15 protein-coding genes are annotated in these 17220 nt (G+C 63.1%); 10 read left to right on the forward strand and 5 right to left on the reverse strand.

All coding sequences use genetic code 11. From position 1 onward, the window contains the following. Positions 1–267: 267 nt before the first annotated feature. Together G5134_RS04545 and fabV are read right to left on the reverse strand one after the other, a co-directional pair. Positions 268–1743: a YfcC family protein gene (locus G5134_RS04545; protein WP_065017982.1), complete on the reverse strand. Its 1476-nt coding sequence runs from the start codon at positions 1741–1743 to the stop codon at positions 268–270. 163 nt (positions 1744–1906) lie between these two features. Next, complete coding sequence (gene fabV / locus G5134_RS04550) at positions 1907–3100, reverse strand: enoyl-ACP reductase FabV (RefSeq protein WP_017782978.1); 1194 nt, start codon at positions 3098–3100, stop codon at positions 1907–1909. A gap of 325 nt (positions 3101–3425) precedes the next feature. On the opposite strand from fabV, the gene G5134_RS04555 reads away from it, so the two are divergent. After that, positions 3426–4724, forward strand: coding sequence for a methyl-accepting chemotaxis protein (locus tag G5134_RS04555; RefSeq protein ID WP_019840423.1), 1299 nt, complete (start codon positions 3426–3428; stop codon positions 4722–4724). A gap of 95 nt (positions 4725–4819) precedes the next feature. Here G5134_RS04555 and G5134_RS04560 read toward each other — a convergent pair whose 3' ends face one another. Beyond that, positions 4820–5716 (reverse strand): DMT family transporter, encoded by an 897-nt coding sequence (locus G5134_RS04560; RefSeq protein WP_208200969.1) that lies wholly within the window; start codon positions 5714–5716, stop codon positions 4820–4822. A gap of 112 nt (positions 5717–5828) precedes the next feature. Here G5134_RS04560 and rsxA point away from each other — a divergent pair, with 112 nt between their 5' ends. The 8 genes from rsxA (at position 5829) to gloA (ending at position 13243) form a co-directional block, all read left to right on the forward strand. Next, complete coding sequence (rsxA, locus tag G5134_RS04565; protein WP_005302262.1) at positions 5829–6410, forward strand: electron transport complex subunit RsxA; 582 nt, start codon at positions 5829–5831, stop codon at positions 6408–6410. Positions 6411–6414: 4 nt separating this feature from the next. Further along, complete coding sequence (gene rsxB / locus G5134_RS04570) at positions 6415–6978, forward strand: electron transport complex subunit RsxB (RefSeq protein ID WP_011706450.1); 564 nt, start codon at positions 6415–6417, stop codon at positions 6976–6978. 6 nt (positions 6979–6984) lie between these two features. Continuing rightward, a complete protein-coding gene (gene rsxC / locus G5134_RS04575) occupies positions 6985–9543 on the forward strand; it encodes an electron transport complex subunit RsxC (RefSeq protein WP_065017980.1) in 2559 nt (852 codons plus the stop codon). A gap of 3 nt (positions 9544–9546) precedes the next feature. Then, the gene (rsxD, locus tag G5134_RS04580; RefSeq protein ID WP_043162128.1) at positions 9547–10599 is read left to right on the forward strand and encodes an electron transport complex subunit RsxD; all 1053 of its coding nucleotides are present in this window, start codon (positions 9547–9549) and stop codon (positions 10597–10599) included. A 34-nt stretch (positions 10600–10633) separates the two neighbouring features. Further along, a complete protein-coding gene (rsxG, locus tag G5134_RS04585; protein WP_065017979.1) occupies positions 10634–11266 on the forward strand; it encodes an electron transport complex subunit RsxG in 633 nt (210 codons plus the stop codon). A 16-nt stretch (positions 11267–11282) separates the two neighbouring features. After that, positions 11283–12041, forward strand: coding sequence for an electron transport complex subunit E (locus G5134_RS04590; RefSeq protein WP_065017978.1), 759 nt, complete (start codon positions 11283–11285; stop codon positions 12039–12041). A gap of 14 nt (positions 12042–12055) precedes the next feature. Further along, entirely contained in the window at positions 12056–12697 is a 642-nt protein-coding gene (gene nth / locus G5134_RS04595; protein WP_017408071.1) for an endonuclease III, read from the forward strand. Between the two features lie 132 nt (positions 12698–12829). Then, the gene (gene gloA / locus G5134_RS04600) at positions 12830–13243 is read left to right on the forward strand and encodes a lactoylglutathione lyase (protein WP_021467004.1); all 414 of its coding nucleotides are present in this window, start codon (positions 12830–12832) and stop codon (positions 13241–13243) included. Positions 13244–13310: 67 nt separating this feature from the next. On the opposite strand, the gene G5134_RS04605 is transcribed toward gloA, so the two are convergent. Together G5134_RS04605 and G5134_RS04610 are read right to left on the reverse strand one after the other, a co-directional pair. After that, a complete protein-coding gene (locus G5134_RS04605) occupies positions 13311–14186 on the reverse strand; it encodes a flagellar protein MotY (RefSeq protein ID WP_197495615.1) in 876 nt (291 codons plus the stop codon). Between the two features lie 68 nt (positions 14187–14254). Further along, positions 14255–16228 (reverse strand): methyl-accepting chemotaxis protein, encoded by a 1974-nt coding sequence (locus tag G5134_RS04610; RefSeq protein ID WP_017778815.1) that lies wholly within the window; start codon positions 16226–16228, stop codon positions 14255–14257. A gap of 148 nt (positions 16229–16376) precedes the next feature. Here G5134_RS04610 and rnt point away from each other — a divergent pair, with 148 nt between their 5' ends. Then, positions 16377–17036 carry a ribonuclease T gene (gene rnt / locus G5134_RS04615; RefSeq protein ID WP_017764203.1) on the forward strand — a complete coding sequence of 220 codons (660 nt, stop codon included), beginning with the start codon at positions 16377–16379 and terminating at the stop codon, positions 17034–17036. Positions 17037–17220 lie beyond the last annotated feature (184 nt).

The raw sequence follows: 17220 nt of genomic DNA on the forward strand, positions 1-17220 counted from the left end.
CTGCAGTCGAGGCGGCGAAAGGGGCGACATCGCATTCTGCCACTGTGCTCACTTCGCCGGTCTGGCGCCTCAGTCAGGACTCATATTGATATGCTGCCAGAGGCACGCATAAAAATGAACGCCATGGCGTTCCCTTCCTGAACCATCGCGCGTCAAGGTGGCGAGCCAGCGGCGGCCTTTCACCCTGCTCTGCGCGACATGAGTAAACAACAGGGCCGCTCACCCCCGGCTGAGCGGCCCTGTTTCATCGAAATGGCGTTCTGCTTATCACCCCTGTAGCAGGGCCCCGGCCACCAGCACCGCCATGGTGATGAGGGCCACCCCTATGATGAAGGGCAACACCCAGCGCACGAAGCGGTCGTAGGGGATCCTGGCGAGCGCCAGCCCCGCCACCAGGTGGGCGGCGGTGGGGGCGAACAGGTTGATCCAGCCGGAGGCGGACTGGTAGGCGGTGATCACCAGATCCCGCGAAATGCCGGAGAAGTCAGCCAGCGGCCCCATCAGCGGCATGGAGACAGTCGCCAGCCCCGAGGTGGAGGGGATGAAGAAGCTCAGGATGATGTGCACCAGATAGGCCATCAGGATGAACACCGACGAGGAGAGCCCGCTCACCAGCCCCTCGGCCCAGTGCAGTATGGTGTCGATGATGACCCCATGCTCCATCACCACATAGATGCCGCGCGCCACCGCTACCACCAGCGCCACCCCGATGAGATCCCGCGCCCCGTTCAGAAAGGTTGCCACATAGTTGGACTCCGGCATCCGGTTGATCAACGCAATCAGGATGGAGGCGCTGAAGAAGAGGGTGGAGAGCTCGTCGAACCACCAGCCCAGGGTAGGCAGCAGGTCGATCCCCAAATCCGACCAGGGCACCACCGCATAGATCATCAGCAGGAAGGTGCCGAAGAAGACCAGCATGGTGAGCTTCTGCTTGCCGCTAAAAGCGAGGTTGCCGCTCTTCATCTGGGAGAACTCGTCGTCATAGGCGATGTCGGCCAGCACGGAGCGGGACTTGTCCTGCTGCACCTGCCTGGCGTAGCGCATCACGAACCAGGAGGCGAAGATCACCAGCAGCAGCCATTGCACGACCCGCAGGCCAATCCCCTCACCGATGGGCATGCCGGCAAAACCGGAGGCGATGCCGGTGGCAAACGGGTTGACGGTGGAGGCGAGCACCCCGACCCCGGAGCCGAGCAAAATGATGCCCGCCGCCACCATGCGATCGAAGCCCGCCGCCATCATCACCGGCACGATCAGCGCCCAGAAGGCCACCGTCTCCTCCGCCATGCCAAAGGTGGAGCCGCCAAGGGCAAACAGGGCGATCAGCACCGGAATGAGCAGCCGCTCGCGCCCGGCAAAGGCACGGACGATGGCCCCCACCCCGGCATCAAGCGCCCCGCTCTGCATGGTCACCGCCAGAAAGCCGCCGATGATGAGCACGAACAGCGCCACGTCGGCCGCCTTGTGAAAGCCCTGAATGGGGGCCTTGAGCACATCGAATACCCCCTGCGGCTGGGAGGGAAGCTCGGTGTAGCTGCCTGGCACCGGCAACAGCCGCTCGTCGCCGCTGTAATCGGCCACGGCCGCCGCCGCCACCGGCTGCTGGCTCTTGGCGGTCACATAGTTGTATTTGCCCGCCGGCAGCACCCAGGTGAGGGCCGCCATCAGGGCGATGATGATGAAAAGCAGGGTGTAAACCGTGGGGAGTTGGCGCTTCTTGGGCGCCTCGTTTGGAGTGGTCATAGCTTCCGTACCTCGGCAATGCCGTCATGTGATCCGATCACCGCCAGACTAGCGGGTTTGATATGGGAAAAAGGTGATCGCGGATAATAAAATTTCGCAACCTGGCGGGATTTTTGCCAAAAAAACAGGGCCCCGCGGGGCCCCGTTTTCACTTGGGTCAGACTCAGAGTTCGACCACGTCGAACTGCACGTCCGGATTCACGTCCGCGTCGTAATCCACCTCGTCCAGCCCGAAACCGAACAGGCGCAGGAACTCCTGCTTGTAGCCGGTGTAGTCGGTCAGATCCGAGAGGTTCTCGCTGGTGATGGACGGCCACAGGTCGCGGCAGGTCTGCTGTACGTCTTCGCGCAGCTCCCAGTCATCCATGCGGATGCGGGCCTGCTCGTCCAGCGTCAGATCGGCGCCGTACAGACGGGTGCGCATCATGCGATCCACCTGCTCCATGCAGCCCTCGTGAATGCCCTTCTCCTTCATGATCTTGAAGGCCATGGAGATGTAGAGCGGCATCACCGGAATGGCGCTTGATGCCTGGGTCACCACGGATTTGAGCACGGCCACGTGGGCGGTGCCGCCCTTGGCAGCCAGATCGCCACGGATGGCGGCGGCGGCGCGGTCCAGATCTTCCTTGGCGCGGCCCAGGGTGCCATGCCAGTAGATGGGCCAGGTCAAGTCGGTACCGATGTAGGAGTAGGCCACGGACTTGGCGCCGTCGGCCAGCACGCCCGCATCGCGCAGGGCGGCCATCCACAGCTCCCAATCCTGACCGCCCATGACGGTGATGGTGTTCTGGATCTCTTCCTCGTTCGCCGGCTCGACGGTGGCGGTGATGATCTGATCCTTGTTGGTGTCGATGGCGGTGGTGGTGTAGACCTCGCCGATGGGCTTGAGGGCAGAGCGCACCACTTCACCGGTTTCCGGCATCTTGCGCACCGGCGAGGCCAGGGAGTAGACCACCAGATCAATCTGACCCAGATCCTGCTTGATGAGCTCGATCACTTTGGCGCGGCATTCGTTGGAGAAGGCATCGCCGTTGACGCTTTTCGCGTACAGGCCTGCCTCTTTGGCGGCCTTGTCGAAGGCGGCGGAGTTGTACCAGCCGGCGGTACCGGTCTTGGTTTCGCTGCCCGCTTTTTCAAAGAAGACGCCGAGGGTGGCGGCGCCGGAGCCGAAGGCGGCGGCAATGCGAGACGCCAGGCCATAACCTGTGGAGGCACCGATCACCAGCACCTTCTTGGGACCATTCTCGATGGTGCCCTTGGCCTGGGTATAGGCAATCTGACGACGAACATTGGCTTCGCAACCGACCGGGTGAGTGGTGGTGCAGATAAAGCCGCGAACCTTGGGTTTGATGATCATGTGTTGTCTCTTATCCGTTTGATGGATGAAATCGGGGCATAAGATACCTCATCTTGCCGCGATAAGGTGCTCTGATGTGTTGAATCGCAGGGAAAATGAGCAAATGGAGGGATAAAAACCGCCGCCGCCCCTCCTACCGTCACGCCCTCAGGCGGACTTGCCCCGTTCCCCCTGTTGCCGCTCACCCGCATGGAACAATAAATAATGACAAAACAAGCAGTTCCCCCCAATGGCCAAGGCGATGGCCAAAGAACCTGTACTAGTATTCAGACGGTCGGTTATTGTCATGAAGAGCCTCACAAGGGTCTTAACAAGGAGCTCCGCCATGTTTTGGAATCGCACGGGAAATCACGACAAGAGTGAACAAGCGGCAAAGATCGCAGCACTCGGCGCCTTTGAGCAGGCTATCCAGTCACGGCTGCCCTATATCGAATTCACCCCGGAGGGGGTCATCACCTTCGTCAACGATCGCTTTCTCGCCATCGTGGGCTACGGCCGGGAGGAGGTGATCGGCAAGCACCACAGCTCCCTCTGCTTCCCCGACGATGTCAACACCCGGGAATACGAGCAGCTATGGCAGGAGCTGCGGCGGGGAGAGTCGCGCAGCGGCCGCTTCATCCGTCAGGCCAAATCGGGCAAGGCGGTCTGGCTCGAAGCCAGTTACTTCCCGATCCTCCTCGATGGCAAGGTGAGCAAGGTGGCCAAGGTGGCCTCCAACGTCAGCGAGCAACAATCCACCCTGGAGCGCACCCAGGCGCTGCTGACGGCACTGGACAAGTCCCTGGCCGTCATCGACTTCCAGCCCGATGGCACCGTCATCACCGCCAACCAGAACTTCCTGCACTGTTTTGGCTACCGGCTGGACGAGGTGGTGGGTCAGCCCCACCGCATGTTCTGCGACGAGGAGTTTTATCAGCAGAATCCCAACTTCTGGCGGGATCTCGGATCCGGCGCAATCCAGTCCGGGCTCTTCATGCGCCGCGGCCGCCACGGCGAGAAGATCTGGCTGGAGGCCACCTACAACCCCATCTTCAACCACGAGCGCAAGGTGGTGAAGATCATCAAGCTGGCGAGCGACATCAGCGAGCGGGTGGAGAAATCCATCTCGGTGCGCGAGGCGGCCCAGAAAGCCTGCGCCATCGCCGGTGAGACCGTCTCGAGCGCCGCCAAAGGGCGGGAGGTGATCGACAAGGTGCTGGAAACCTCGGCCCACATCAATAGTTCGGTCAGCGAGGTCACCCGGCAGATAGAGAACCTCAACCAGCAGTCGAGAAGCATAGAGTCCATCATCTCCACCATCAGCAGCATCGCGGATCAGACCAACCTGCTGGCGCTCAATGCGGCCATCGAGGCGGCCCGCGCCGGCGAGCAGGGCCGCGGATTTGCGGTGGTGGCAGACGAAGTGCGCCAGCTGGCGGCCAGAACCTCCACCTCCACCGGCGAGATCGTCTCCGTCATCCGGCTTAACTCCGACATCACCTCCAGGATCACCCAGACCGTCTCTGTGGTATCGGAAAAGGCGATGGCAGGTCAGGCCCAGGCCGACATCATCGCCGGCGTCATTCAGGAGATCATCGAGGACGCCAACTCCGTCTCGGAGACGGTCAAAGGGCTCTCCATCTAGCCATTTCGTCCACGACAGACAGGCGACGCTGGTGCGTCGCCTGTTTGCTTTGTCTCCTGTGTTACCCGCCTGCATTCGATGGGGAGCCCCGCCCGTTACCCCTCGGCGGTGACGGCCTGCGCCCCCTTGCGCCTGGCCGGCAGTTGCCCCAGCGCGATGCCCAGCAGCACGGCGCCACAGGCCACCCATTGCAGGGCATTGAGGGTCTCCCCCAACAGCAGGTAGGCCAGCAGCAGGGTAAACACCGGGATGAGATTGACGTAGGCTGCCGCCAGCGTCACCTTCACCTGGGTCACCGACCAGTTGTAGAGCAGGTAGGCCCCGAGCGTCACGCAGGCACCGAGAAAGACGATGACCGCCATGTCCTGCCAGGCCCAGTCTGCAGGCCAGGGCTCGCTGAAGGCGAAGGGGGCGAAGAAGAGGGTGCCGACAAAGGCCTGCAGGGCGGTCAGGGTCAGCACGCTGTAGCGGCTGCAGAGCTTCTTGAACACCACCGAGTAGGTGGCGGCGCAGAACATGGCCGCCATCTCCAGGCTGTTGCCAAGCAGGGCGTTGGGGGCAGACTCATCGGCTCCGCTGCCAAAACCGAGCAGGGCGATGCCGAAGATGGCCACGGCAAAGCCGAGCAGCTGGCGGCGACTCACCCGCTCCCCGATCAGCAAAAAGGCGACCAGGGCCACCACCAGCGGCAGCAGGGCGCAGACCATGCCCGCCTGGCCGGCGCTGGTGTAGCGCAGGGCGTTGACCTCCAGCAGAAAATAGAGACAGGGCTCCAGCGCCCCCATCAAGGCCAGCCAGCGCCAATCCCCTGGCTGGTAGCGAAAATTGCCGAGATAGCGGTAGCAGCACAGCCAGCAGAGCGCCGCCACGCTCATGCGCATGAAGAGCACCTGGCCGAAGCCCCAGACCCCCAGCACGTGCTTGAGCGCGATGAAGGAGCTGGACCAGAGCAGCATCGCCAGAGTCAGGGTAAAAATGGGTAAAGGGCGCACGTTTCCTCCATGAAATTGGCTATTTGAATAATAACCATGCGGCCTTGCGGTTGTTAAAAGGCACCTAAAATCAGATAATACCGCCGCCTTCAAACCGGATAACCAACCTGCAATGACTGAGTACCTGCTTTTACTGGTCGGCACCGTGCTGATCAACAACTTCGTGCTGGTGAAGTTCCTCGGCCTGTGCCCCTTCATGGGCGTCTCCGGCAAGCTGGAAACCGCCATCGGCATGGGGTTGGCGACCACCTTCGTGATGACCCTGGCCAGCGCCTGTTCCTATCTGATGGAACACTATATCCTGATCCCGCTGAACATCGCCTACCTGCGCACGCTCGCCTTCATTCTTGTGATCGCCGTCGTGGTTCAGTTTACCGAGATGGTTATCCGCAAGAGCAGCCCCACCCTCTACCGTCTGCTTGGCATCTTCCTGCCGCTCATCACCACCAACTGTGCCGTGCTGGGGGTGGCGCTGCTCAGCATCAACGAGCACCACAACTTCATCCAGAGCATCATCTACGGCTTTGGTGCCGCCACCGGCTTCTCGCTGGTTCTGATCCTGTTTGCCGCCATGCGTGAGCGCCTGGTGGCCGCCGATGTTCCCACCCCGTTTCGCGGCGTCTCCATCGCCATGATCACCGCCGGCCTGATGTCGCTGGCCTTTATGGGCTTTACCGGCCTCATCAAGATATAGCGCTATGACTCACATACTCTTTGCCGTTCTGGTGTTGGCTCTGCTGGCTCTGGCCTTCGGCATCATCCTGGGCTTTGCTGCCGTCAAATTTCATGTGGAAGCCGATCCCATCGTCGATCAGCTCGACGCCCTGCTGCCGCAAACCCAGTGCGGCCAGTGCGGCTACCCGGGCTGCAAGCCCTACGCCGAGGCACTGGCCAATGGCGACCAGATCAACAAGTGCGTGCCAGGTGGCGATGCCACCATGCGCAAGATTGCCGACCTGATGGGGGTCGAACCCCAGCCGCTGGGCGGCGCCGAGGCCGCCGCCCCCATCAAGAAAGTCGCCTTCATTCATGAAGATCAATGCATCGGCTGCACCAAGTGCATCCAGGCCTGCCCGGTCGACGCCATCGTCGGCGCCACCAAGGCGATGCACACCGTCATTGCCGACGAGTGCACCGGCTGCGATCTCTGTGTCGATCCCTGCCCGACCGACTGTATCGAAATGATCCCGGTGCCGACCACGGTCGACAACTGGAAGTGGGATCTGGCCAACGTCGCCATTCCGGTCAAGATAGTGGAATAAGTAACCATGCAGTCCTTACTCGAACGCATCAAAGCCGGCACTCTGTGGGATTTTCACGGCGGCATTCACCCTCCCGAAAACAAAGACCAATCCAGTCTCACCCCGGTGGTGGACGCCGGTCTGCCACCCCAGCTCATCATCCCGGTGCGCCAGCACGCGGGCCCGGCCGGCGACCTGCTGGTACGGGTCGGCGACAAGGTCAAGAAAGGCCAGCCGCTCACTCGCCATGACAAGGGGCGTTTCGTGCCGGTGCACGCCTCCACCTCCGGCACCATCACCGCCATCGGTCACCACACGGTGGCTCACCCCTCGGGTCTCGACGATCTCTGCATCACCCTCACCCCGGATGGCGAAGATGCCTGGGGTGAACGTCAGGGTCGCAGCGACTACTGGAATCTGGAGCGGGGCGAGCTGCTCGAGCGCATCCAGCAGGCCGGCATCGCGGGCCTCGGCGGTGCCGTGTTCCCGACCCACAGCAAGCTTGATGGCCGCGGTCAGCTGACCGAGATCCTGATCGTCAACGGGCTGGAGTGCGAGCCCTACATCACCACCGATGACCGGCTGATGCAGGAGTATGCCGACGAGATCATGGACGGCATCCGGGTGCTCAAGCACCTGCTCAAGCCCAAACTGACCCTGATCGGGGTGGAAGACAACAAGCCGGCCGCCATCGGTGAGCTGACCCGTCATGCCACGGACGAAGACGTACTGGTCAAGACGGTGCCCACCAAGTATCCCTCGGGCGGAGCCAAGCAGACCATCGAGCTGCTCACCGGCCGCCAGGTTCCCAAGGGGGGCCGCGCCGTGGACATGGGCATCATGGTGCTCAACGTGGCCACCGTGTTTGCCATCAAGCGCGCCATCATCGACGGCGAGCCGCTCATCTCCCGCATCGTCACCCTCACCGGCGACGCCTTCAAGAAACCGGGCAACGCCTGGGTGCTGCTGGGCACCCCGGTGCGCTGGTTGCTGCAGCGTTTCGAGCTGCAGCCCGAGGCGGATCAGCGGGTGATCATGGGCGGCCCCATGATGGGCTTCACCCTGCCCCATGCCATGGTGCCGGTAGTCAAGGCCACCAACTGCCTGCTCTCCCCCACCCGGGCCGAGCTGCCGCCGCCCGGTCCGGAGCAGGCCTGCATTCGCTGCAGCGCCTGTGCCGATGCCTGTCCGGCCAACCTGCTGCCCCAAGAGCTCTACTGGTACAGCCGGGCCAAGGAGTACGACAAGGCCGAGGGGCTCAACTTGTTCGACTGCATCGAGTGCGGCGCCTGTGCCTGGGTCTGCCCAAGCGAGATCCCGCTGGTGCAGTACTACAAGATTGCCAAGGATGACATCCGCGAGGCGCGTGCCGAAGCCGAGAAGGCCGAGCGCGCCAAGCAGCGCTTCGAGGCCAAGCAGGCCCGCTTCGAACGGGAAAAAGCCGCCCGCGAAGCCCGCCATGCCGAGGCTGCCGCCCAGCGACGCCAGGCCATGACGGCGGCCGGCGGAGACGATCCGGTGGCCGCCGCACTGGCCCGCATCAAGGCCAAGCAGGACGCAGCACCCGTTGGTGCCAGCGAACTCGCGCCGGACAACAGCGCCATGATTGCCGCCCGCGAGGCGCGCAAGCAAGAGGCCATCGCCCGCCGCGCCGCCAAGGCGGCCGCCAGCGAGCCCGACTCGGCCCAGGCCGATGCACCGGCAACGGACGGGCAGGATGCCAAGAAAGCGGCGATTGCGGCAGCACTGGCACGTGCCAAGGCCAAAAAAGCAGCTCAGGAGCTAGGCGAAGCAGCGGCTGTGGATAGCCCTGCTGCAGCGCCGCAGCCTAACTCAGCTGCCGATACGGATCCCAAAAAGGCCGCCATTGCTGCCGCCATCGCCCGTGCCAAAGCCAAAAAAGCCGCCAGCACGCAAGGTGATGAAGCGGCTGCGGATATTCCTGCAGCAGCGCCCCAGTCTGACCCCGCTGCCGATACGGATCCCAAGAAGGCCGCCATTGCGGCTGCCATTGCCCGCACCAAGGCCAAGAAGGCCGCTCAGGCGCAAGGGGACGCAGCCGTGGCCGAAAGTGAAGAGGCTGCCGTGGCAGCCCCTGCAGCAGCGCCGCAGCCTGACTCAGTCGCCGATGCTGATCCCAAGAAGGCGGCTATCGCTGCTGCCATCGCCCGCGCCAAGGCAAAGAAGGCTGCTCAGGTGCAAGGGAACATAGCCGAGACCGAAGGTGAAGAGGCCGCCGTGGCAGTCCCTGCCGCAGCGCCGCAGCCTGACTCAGCCGCCGAGGTCGACCCCAAGAAGGCGGCCATTGCTGCCGCCATCGCCCGTGCAAAGGCCAAGAAGGCCGCTCAGGCACAAGGTGAGGAGGCCGTTGCCAAGCCCGCAGAGGTGCAAGACGAGGAGGCCACTGCCAAGCCCGAGGTGACCACCGTAGCTGCACCGGCTGCCGATGCACCGCAACCAGCCGCCGATGCGGATCCCAAGAAAGCGGCCATTGCCGCCGCCGTGGCCCGTGCCAAGGCCCGCAAACTGGCGGCCGAAGCAGCAGCCCAGGCCTCTCCTTCTCCATCGACCGACAAGAGCCACTGATCCATGTTCAATATTGCGAGTGCGCCGTTTGCCCACAACCGCAAACAGACCCAAACCTTGATGTTGCTGGTGATCCTGGCCTGCCTGCCCGGTTTTCTGGCGCAGAGCTGGTTCTTTGGTTGGGGCACCCTGATCCAGATCCTGCTGGCGCTGGTCACAGCGCTGGGTTCGGAGGCGCTGGTGCTGCGCTTGCGCGGACGCCCTGTCAAACCGGCCCTGCTGGATGGCAGCGCGGCCCTGACCGCCGTGCTGATCGGTCTCTCCCTGCCGCCGCTGCTGCCTTGGTGGATGCTGGTGCTGGGCACGGCGTTTGCAATCATCATCGCCAAGCACCTCTATGGCGGGCTGGGTCAAAACCTGTTCAACCCCGCCATGGTGGCCTATGTGCTGCTGTTGGTCTCCTTCCCGGTGCAGATGACCAGCTGGTTGCCGCCCTCCAGCATCGCCGCCTATGACATCGGCTTTGGCGATGCGGCCTCGGTGATCTTCACCGGCTTCAGCCTCGACGGTTACAGCATGGCGCAGCTCAAGCAGGGGGTGGATGGGCTGACCATGGCCACGCCGCTCGACACCCTGAAAACCGGGTTGACTCAGGGCCTCACCGCCGGCGAGGTGATGACCCACACCGTCTTCGAAGGCTGGGGCGGCATCGGTTGGAGCTGGGTCAACCTCGGTTACCTGCTGGGCGGCCTGTTCCTGCTACAGCAGAAGGTGATCAACTGGCGCATTCCGACTGCCGTGCTGGGCTCATTGCTGCTGGCCGCCACCCTGGGCTATCTGGCAACCCCGGATGCCACTGCCACTCCCATGCTGCACCTGTTCAGCGGTGCCACCATGCTCGGGGCTTTCTTCATTGCCACCGACCCGGTGAGTGCCAGTACCACCCCACGCGGCCGCCTAGTCTATGGTGTGCTCATCGGCGTGCTGGTCTATGTCATCCGTCGTTTTGGCGGCTATCCGGATGCCTTCGCCTTTGCCGTGCTGCTGGCCAACCTGTGCGTACCGCTGATCGACAGCCTGACCCGCCCGAAAGTCTACGGAGCCCGTCGCAAATGACCCTCGCGCACACCTCACCCTCAGGAATGATGCAATGTTAAAGAGCATGCGCAAAAACGGCGTCACTCTCGCCCTGTTTGCCCTCGCCTGCACCGCCGTGGTGGTGCTGACCAACGAGCTGACCCAGGGGCGGATCGCCCACCAGCAGCAGCTGGAGAAGCTGCGCACCCTCTCCGCCCTGCTGCCGGAGGGGAGCTATGACAACGATCTGGTCGCCAGCTGCAAGCTGGTACAGAGCAGACGCTATCTGGGCAGCGACCAAGCCATGCCGCTCTACACCGCGACCAAGCAGGGCGAAATCACCGGCTACGCGCTGGAAACCGTGGCTCCCGACGGCTACAGTGGGGCCATTCGCCTCATCGTGGGCACCGATGCCAAGGGCGCCGTGAGCGCGGTGCGGGTGTTGGTCCACAAGGAAACCCCCGGCCTTGGCGACAAGATCGAGCTGAAGAAATCGGACTGGATCAACAGCTTCGTCGGCAAGTTTCTCAGCCACGACAACGAAGCCAGCTGGGCCGTGAAGAAAGACGGCGGCGAGTTCGACGCCTTCACCGGCGCCACCATCACCCCCCGGGCGGTGGTCAAGGCGGTGAAGAACCTGTTGCTGCTGCAACAGGAGCACCCAGAGTTGCTGCGCGACGCCCCCGCCTGTGACGCCACCCCCTAACGCCGGAGCACAAGCTATGGAACAAGTCGATGTGATTGACGGGCAGAGCCCGCTCAGCGAGAGCAATGGCCGCCGCGAAGAGCTCAAGGAGCTGATGCTGCAGGGGCTGTGGAAGAACAACCCCTCCCTGGTTCAGGTGCTGGGTCTGTGCCCCACCCTGGCGGTCTCCTCCACCTTCACCAATGCGCTGGGGCTCGGCCTTGCCACCATGGCGGTGCTGGTCAGCTCCAACCTCGCCATCTCGCTGGTGCGCAACCTGGTGCCCAAGGATATTCGCATCCCGGTCTACGTGATGATCATCGCGGCGCTGGTGACCAGCGTGCAGTTGCTGATGAACGCCTACACCTACGGCCTCTATCAGGCGCTCGGTATCTTCATCGCCCTCATCGTCACCAACTGCGTCATCATCGGCCGGGCCGAGGCGTATGCCTCCAAGAACCCGCCGCTGCTGGCTGCCCTCGACGGCTTCATGATGGGGCTCGGCTTTACTCTGGTGCTGCTGGTGCTGGGTGGGCTGCGCGAAATCATCGGCATGGGCACCCTGTTTGACGGTGCCGACCTGCTGCTGGGAGAGTGGGCCAAGTCATTGCGCATCGAGCTGTTCCACGCCGATGCCAGCCTGCTGCTGGCAATCCTGCCCCCTGGCGGCTTCATCGGTCTCGGCCTGATGATCGCCGGCAAGAACGCCATCAACGACTGGATGGGTCGCAAGCAGAGCGCCGAGAAGGCCCACTGCAGCGTGCCTGCCGCGGGTGCCAGCGCGACCCAGCTCTGAGCCAAGAGAGAGCCATGAACAATCAGAAACGTAGGCAGATACTGGAGCGACTGCGGGACGACAACCCCCACCCCACCACCGAGCTCAACTTCAAGACGCCGTTCGAGCTGCTGATCGCCGTGCTGCTGTCGGCCCAGGCCACCGATGTCAGCGTCAACAAGGCCACCGACAAGCTCTACCCGGTGGCCAACACCCCCCAGGCCATGCTGGAACTGGGGGTGGACGGGGTCAAGGAGTACATCAAGACCATTGGCCTGTTCAACACCAAGGCCGAGAACGTCATCAAGACCTGCGCCATCCTGCTGGAGCGCCACGGTGGTGAAGTGCCGGAGAACCGCGAAGCCCTCGAGGCCCTGCCCGGTGTCGGCCGCAAGACCGCCAACGTGGTGCTCAACACCGCCTTCGGCTGGCCCACCATCGCCGTCGATACCCATATTTTCCGGGTTTCCAACCGCACCGGCTTTGCGGTGGGCAAGAACGTCGATCAGGTGGAGGAGAAGCTGCTCAAGGTGGTCCCCGCCGAATTCAAGCTGGACGTGCACCACTGGCTGATCCTGCACGGACGCTACACCTGTCTGGCTCGCAAACCGCGCTGCGGTTCCTGTATCATCGAGGACTTGTGCGAGTACAAGGAAAAGGTCTACCCGGAGAGCTGAACACGGCTACCGGCTCGCAAGCGGCGTAGCCATGGCACCGCTCCTGGCGAGCACGGGCTTGAGCCAAGCGCCGGTATCCGCTCCCCTGGGCGGCACCAATACCACAAGAACCACTACCCGGAGAATTGAGCAATGAGAATTCTGCATACCATGTTGCGCGTCGGCGATCTGCAACGTTCCATCGACTTCTACACCCGTGTGCTGGGCATGAAACTGCTGCGCAAGAGCGAGAACAGCGAGTACAAGTACACCCTGGCCTTCGTCGGCTACGGCGACGAGAAGGATGAGGCCGTCATCGAGCTCACCTACAACTGGGGCGTGAGCGAGTACGAGCTGGGCTCGGCCTACGGCCACATCGCGCTGGAAGCGGACGACATCTATGCCACCTGCGACGCGCTGCGCGCCGCCGGTGCCAAGATCACCCGCGAGCCGGGTCCGGTCAAGGGCGGTACCACCGTCATCGCCTTCGTCGAGGATCCGGACGGTTACAAGATTGAACTGATCGCCAAGAAAGATGCCGGCAGCGGCCTTGGCGAGAGCTTCTGATCCAGGCTTGTCCCCGAAAAACCAAAAAGAGCGCCAAGGCGCTCTTTTTTTATGGCGGAGATATCGCTCAGATGGCGCCGTTGCGGCCCATGTTGATCACCACCCGCCGGTTCTTGGCACGGCCACCCTCGGTCTCGTTGGAGGCGACGTGCTGCTTCTCGCCGTGCCCTTCCACCGAGATCTTGCCGGGATCGATGCCCAGATCGACAAACACCTTCTTGATGGCATCGGCCCGCTTCTCCGAGAGCTTCTGGTTCGGCCAGCGGCCGCCGTAGCTATCGCTGTAGGCGTCGATCACCACCACGTCGATGCTCTTGTCCACCTTCACGTACTCGCCGATCATCGCCAGCCGCCGCTTGGAGGCCAGCGACAGCTGATCGCTGTTCTTATCATAGGTGAGCACGCTGAAGGCGATGTCGTTGAAACTGTAGGGCAGCAGGCCATTGAGGCAATCCATGAAGGCCTGGTACTTGACCCGGAAATTGACCGAGGAGAGGGAGACCCGCACCGGCCGGTTCTGGCGATACCAGTCGCGATACTGGAAGGTCGGCATGCGCCCCCCCTCCAGCTCGTCCAGCATGGTCCAGGCGGTCTGCCCCTCCACCAGGCCATCAAACTGCTGGTAAAAACGCAGCTGGCTTATCTCCCGACCGGCCAGGCCAGGGCGCCAGATGGGCGGCATGATGCCCAGACTCACCGTCTGGGTCTGGGCCTGCTGGCGCAGCCCCTTGAGTTCGAAGTCCAGATTGATCTTGCGACCGGCGCGGCTGACGAAGGCCCCCGTGCCCCAGCTGGGGATCGGATGCTCGAGCCGGCACTCCACCTGGGTATCAGAGGTCAACCGCCAGACGGATTGATCCAGGCCGGCACCGAATTCGGTGACTCCCGCCTGCAACTGCATACTCACTGATATGCTGACCAACCCCAACACCCAAGCGTTCAACTGCCTGCCCTCCACACGATCTCTGGTTAGGTATCGGCAGGGGCAGGACAAGCTTTAGGTCAAAGCGCTCAATGGGGTGAAGATCCGCCCATCAGCTTGAAGCTGGCGATGCGGCCTGCCAGCTCTCGTGCCAGCTGATCCAGCTCAACGCTGTTCTGCTGCAGGGTCTCAGAGTGCTGGCGATGCGCCTCGTATACCTCGCGGATGGTCATCACGTTGTGCTGGATGTCGTCGGTGACGTAGCGCTGCTCCTCGGTGGCAGTGGCCACCTGGGCCGTCATGTCGCTCACCTTGCGCACCTCGTTGACGATGTCGGTCAGCTCACTGCCCGCCCGCTTGGCTTCGGTCACGCTCAGCCCCGCCTGCTCGGTTCCCAGGTGCATGGCCGTCACCGCCTGATTGGCCCCCTGGCGCAGACGCGCCAGCATCCGCTCGATGTCGTCGGCGGCCTGCTGGGTGCGCGATGCCAGCGCCCGCACCTCTTCCGCCACCACCGCAAAGCCGCGACCGGATTCACCGGCACGGGCCGCCTCGATGGCCGCGTTGAGGGCCAGCAGGTTGGTGCGATCCGAGATCTGCTTGATGAGGTTGAGGGCTTCCCCCACCGACTCGGTATCCTGATGCAGGCTGTCCACCAGTTGCTGGGTATCGCTCAGGGTACCCGCCACCAGCTGGATGGCGTCTATGGTCTGATCCACCTCCTTGTCTCCCTGCCGGGCCCGGCCGATGGCCTGCTGGGTCGCCAGCGAGGTCTGGGTCGCGTTGCGCGCGATCTCTGCCACCGTCGAGGCCATCTCGGTGGCGGCGGTCGCCACCAGGTCCACCTGACCAAAGCCCCTGGCCACCCCGGCGTTCACCTCGGAGATGACGTTGGCCGAGGCGGCGGCGCTGCGGGTCAACACCTCGCAGGAGCGGCGTACCGCCAGCAGCAAGCCTTCCAGGTGTTCGAGGAAGTGGTTCAGATCCCGCGCCAGCGCCCCCAGCTCGTCGCCGGATTGCCAGTTGACCCGTACCGTCAGGTCGTTCTCCTTCACCAGCCGCTTGAAGGTCTGGTGCAGCGCCGTGAAGCCCAGGTGCAGATCCCGCACCACCCGCCAGCAGACGAAGGTGGTCAGTGCCACGCACAGCAAGACCCCGATGGCAGCCCACCAGAAGTCGCTGGCACTCTGGGCCCGCATCTGGTCAACCCGCTCGGACAGCTGCTGATAGAGGCGATCCTCGCTCTGTTTGAGCAGGCCTATCTTGTCGGTACTCAAGGCAAACCAGGCTTCGGCATCCACCCCGAAACCACCGCTGGCCGCCTTGTCGAGCGCCAGTTTCTCCATGGCGGCCACCTTGGCTACCACGGGCGAGGCCAGGCTGTCGGCCAGCAGCTGGCGCTGGGAGGGGCTCGCCACCGCCTGGAAGCGTTCAAGATAGGTATTCTGGGCCGCCAGCAGCGAGATGAACTGCTGCAGCAGCGCTGGCGTGAAGCTGTCTCGGCCGAACACGTTGCTCAAGGTCGCCCGCTCCAGCCCCATCCGCTCCTTGCTCTGCAAGAAGGCGGCATAGGCGTTGGTCTGCAGCGCTATGGTGGCATCCCGGCTGTGGATGCTGATCTGATCCACCACCGCCAGCAAGCGGGAGATGATCCGGCTGTAGACGCCGACCTGCTCCGCCACCTCCACCCCCAACGCACTGACCCGCTCGCGCATGGCCGTCAGCCCGGCCAGCTCCTGCTGTACCTCGCTGAGCGCCAGCAGGGCCGGATCCTGTGCAAAACGCTGCAGCAGGCCGTCCACCACCTTGCGCTGGGCCGGCAGGGCATCGCGGAACTTGTTGCCGCCGGAGCCGAGGAAACCGGCCGACATGCCGCGCTCTTTTTGCAGCTCGTGGGCCAGTTGCGCCGCTTCCCGAACCACATCCAGCGCGGCCTGGGCCTGGCTCATCTCCTGTTCGACCCGATAGCGTTCATACACGTACCGGCCGGAGAAAAACAGTAGGGCCAGCAGTGGCAGGCAGACAACCAGCAACATCTTGTGCGCCAATCCCAGCTTCTTCATCCTTGCTCTCCATTCCATTGATTGAGTGGTCAATTATAAGCTCGCGTGTCGATAATAGAATCGGCTAGCGCCTGCGGGGCGGCGGAGATGGGACAAGGGCCCGCTTTTTTGCCATAATGCCGCCTCATTTCACGCCGACCGAGATACCATGACCGACGCAGTTCACACCCTCAAGGGCCGTTTTCGTGGCTTTTACCCCGTCGTCATCGATGTTGAAACCGCCGGGTTCAATGCCAGAACCGACGCTTTGCTGGAGATCGCTGCCCATACCCTCAAGATGGACGAGCAGGGCTGGCTCGTGCCCGATCAGATCTTCCATTTTCATGTCGAACCGTTCGAGGGCGCCAACCTGGAAAAGGCGGCGCTCGACTTCACCGGCATCGACCCCTTCAATCCCCTGCGTGGCGCCGTCAGCGAGAAAGAGGCGCTGACCGAGATCTTCAAGGGCATTCGCAAGGGGATGAAGGAGCAGGATTGCGGCCGCGCCATCATAGTGGCCCACAACGCCACCTTCGATCACGGCTTCGTGATGGCCGCCGCCGAGCGGGCCGGCCTCAAGCGCAATCCGTTCCATCCGTTTGCCACGTTCGATACCGCGGCACTCTCCGGCCTGGCCCTGGGTCAGACGGTGCTGGCCAAGGCGTGCCAGAGCGCCCGCATCCCGTTCGACAACAAAGAGGCACACTCCGCCCTCTATGACACCGAACGCACCACAGAGCTGTTCTGTCACATCGTCAACCGCTGGAAGAGCCTGGGTGGCTGGCCACCCGCTCACCCGGACAACGAGAGTGACGATGCGGGCGAATAAACCCCGATCTCAAGCAGGCTGCCACGGCAGCCGCTTTTCTTTGCACGGTTTGCCTCTGCTGGTTTATTCCTGATCTGGTTTGACCAGAATGGATAATAAAGTGCCATCCAGCGCCTTTTTTCACGCCTCCGACCCGGTTGTCGGCAGCAGAGCGCCGTGAATGCTGCAGATAGGCCATCAGCCT

Origin of the sequence: Aeromonas sp. 600276, assembly GCF_049175815.1 — a bacterium.
GTDB classification, from domain to species: Bacteria; Pseudomonadota; Gammaproteobacteria; order Enterobacterales; family Aeromonadaceae; genus Aeromonas; species Aeromonas dhakensis.

Bases quoted from the DNA above. Each gene is read 5' to 3' on its own strand.
- G5134_RS04545 (WP_065017982.1), bottom strand. From the start codon at position 1,743: ATGACCACTCCAAACGAGGCGCCCAAGAAGCGCCAACTCCCCACGGTT.
- fabV (WP_017782978.1), bottom strand. From the start codon at position 3,100: ATGATCATCAAACCCAAGGTTCGCGGCTTTATCTGCACCACCACTCAC.
- G5134_RS04555 (WP_019840423.1), top strand. From the start codon at position 3,426: ATGTTTTGGAATCGCACGGGAAATCACGACAAGAGTGAACAAGCGGCA.
- rsxA (WP_005302262.1), top strand. From the start codon at position 5,829: ATGACTGAGTACCTGCTTTTACTGGTCGGCACCGTGCTGATCAACAAC.
- rsxB (WP_011706450.1), top strand. From the start codon at position 6,415: ATGACTCACATACTCTTTGCCGTTCTGGTGTTGGCTCTGCTGGCTCTG.
- rsxC (WP_065017980.1), top strand. From the start codon at position 6,985: ATGCAGTCCTTACTCGAACGCATCAAAGCCGGCACTCTGTGGGATTTT.
- rsxD (WP_043162128.1), top strand. From the start codon at position 9,547: ATGTTCAATATTGCGAGTGCGCCGTTTGCCCACAACCGCAAACAGACC.
- rsxG (WP_065017979.1), top strand. From the start codon at position 10,634: ATGTTAAAGAGCATGCGCAAAAACGGCGTCACTCTCGCCCTGTTTGCC.
- G5134_RS04590 (WP_065017978.1), top strand. From the start codon at position 11,283: ATGGAACAAGTCGATGTGATTGACGGGCAGAGCCCGCTCAGCGAGAGC.
- nth (WP_017408071.1), top strand. From the start codon at position 12,056: ATGAACAATCAGAAACGTAGGCAGATACTGGAGCGACTGCGGGACGAC.
- gloA (WP_021467004.1), top strand. From the start codon at position 12,830: ATGAGAATTCTGCATACCATGTTGCGCGTCGGCGATCTGCAACGTTCC.
- G5134_RS04610 (WP_017778815.1), bottom strand. From the start codon at position 16,228: ATGAAGAAGCTGGGATTGGCGCACAAGATGTTGCTGGTTGTCTGCCTG.
- rnt (WP_017764203.1), top strand. From the start codon at position 16,377: ATGACCGACGCAGTTCACACCCTCAAGGGCCGTTTTCGTGGCTTTTAC.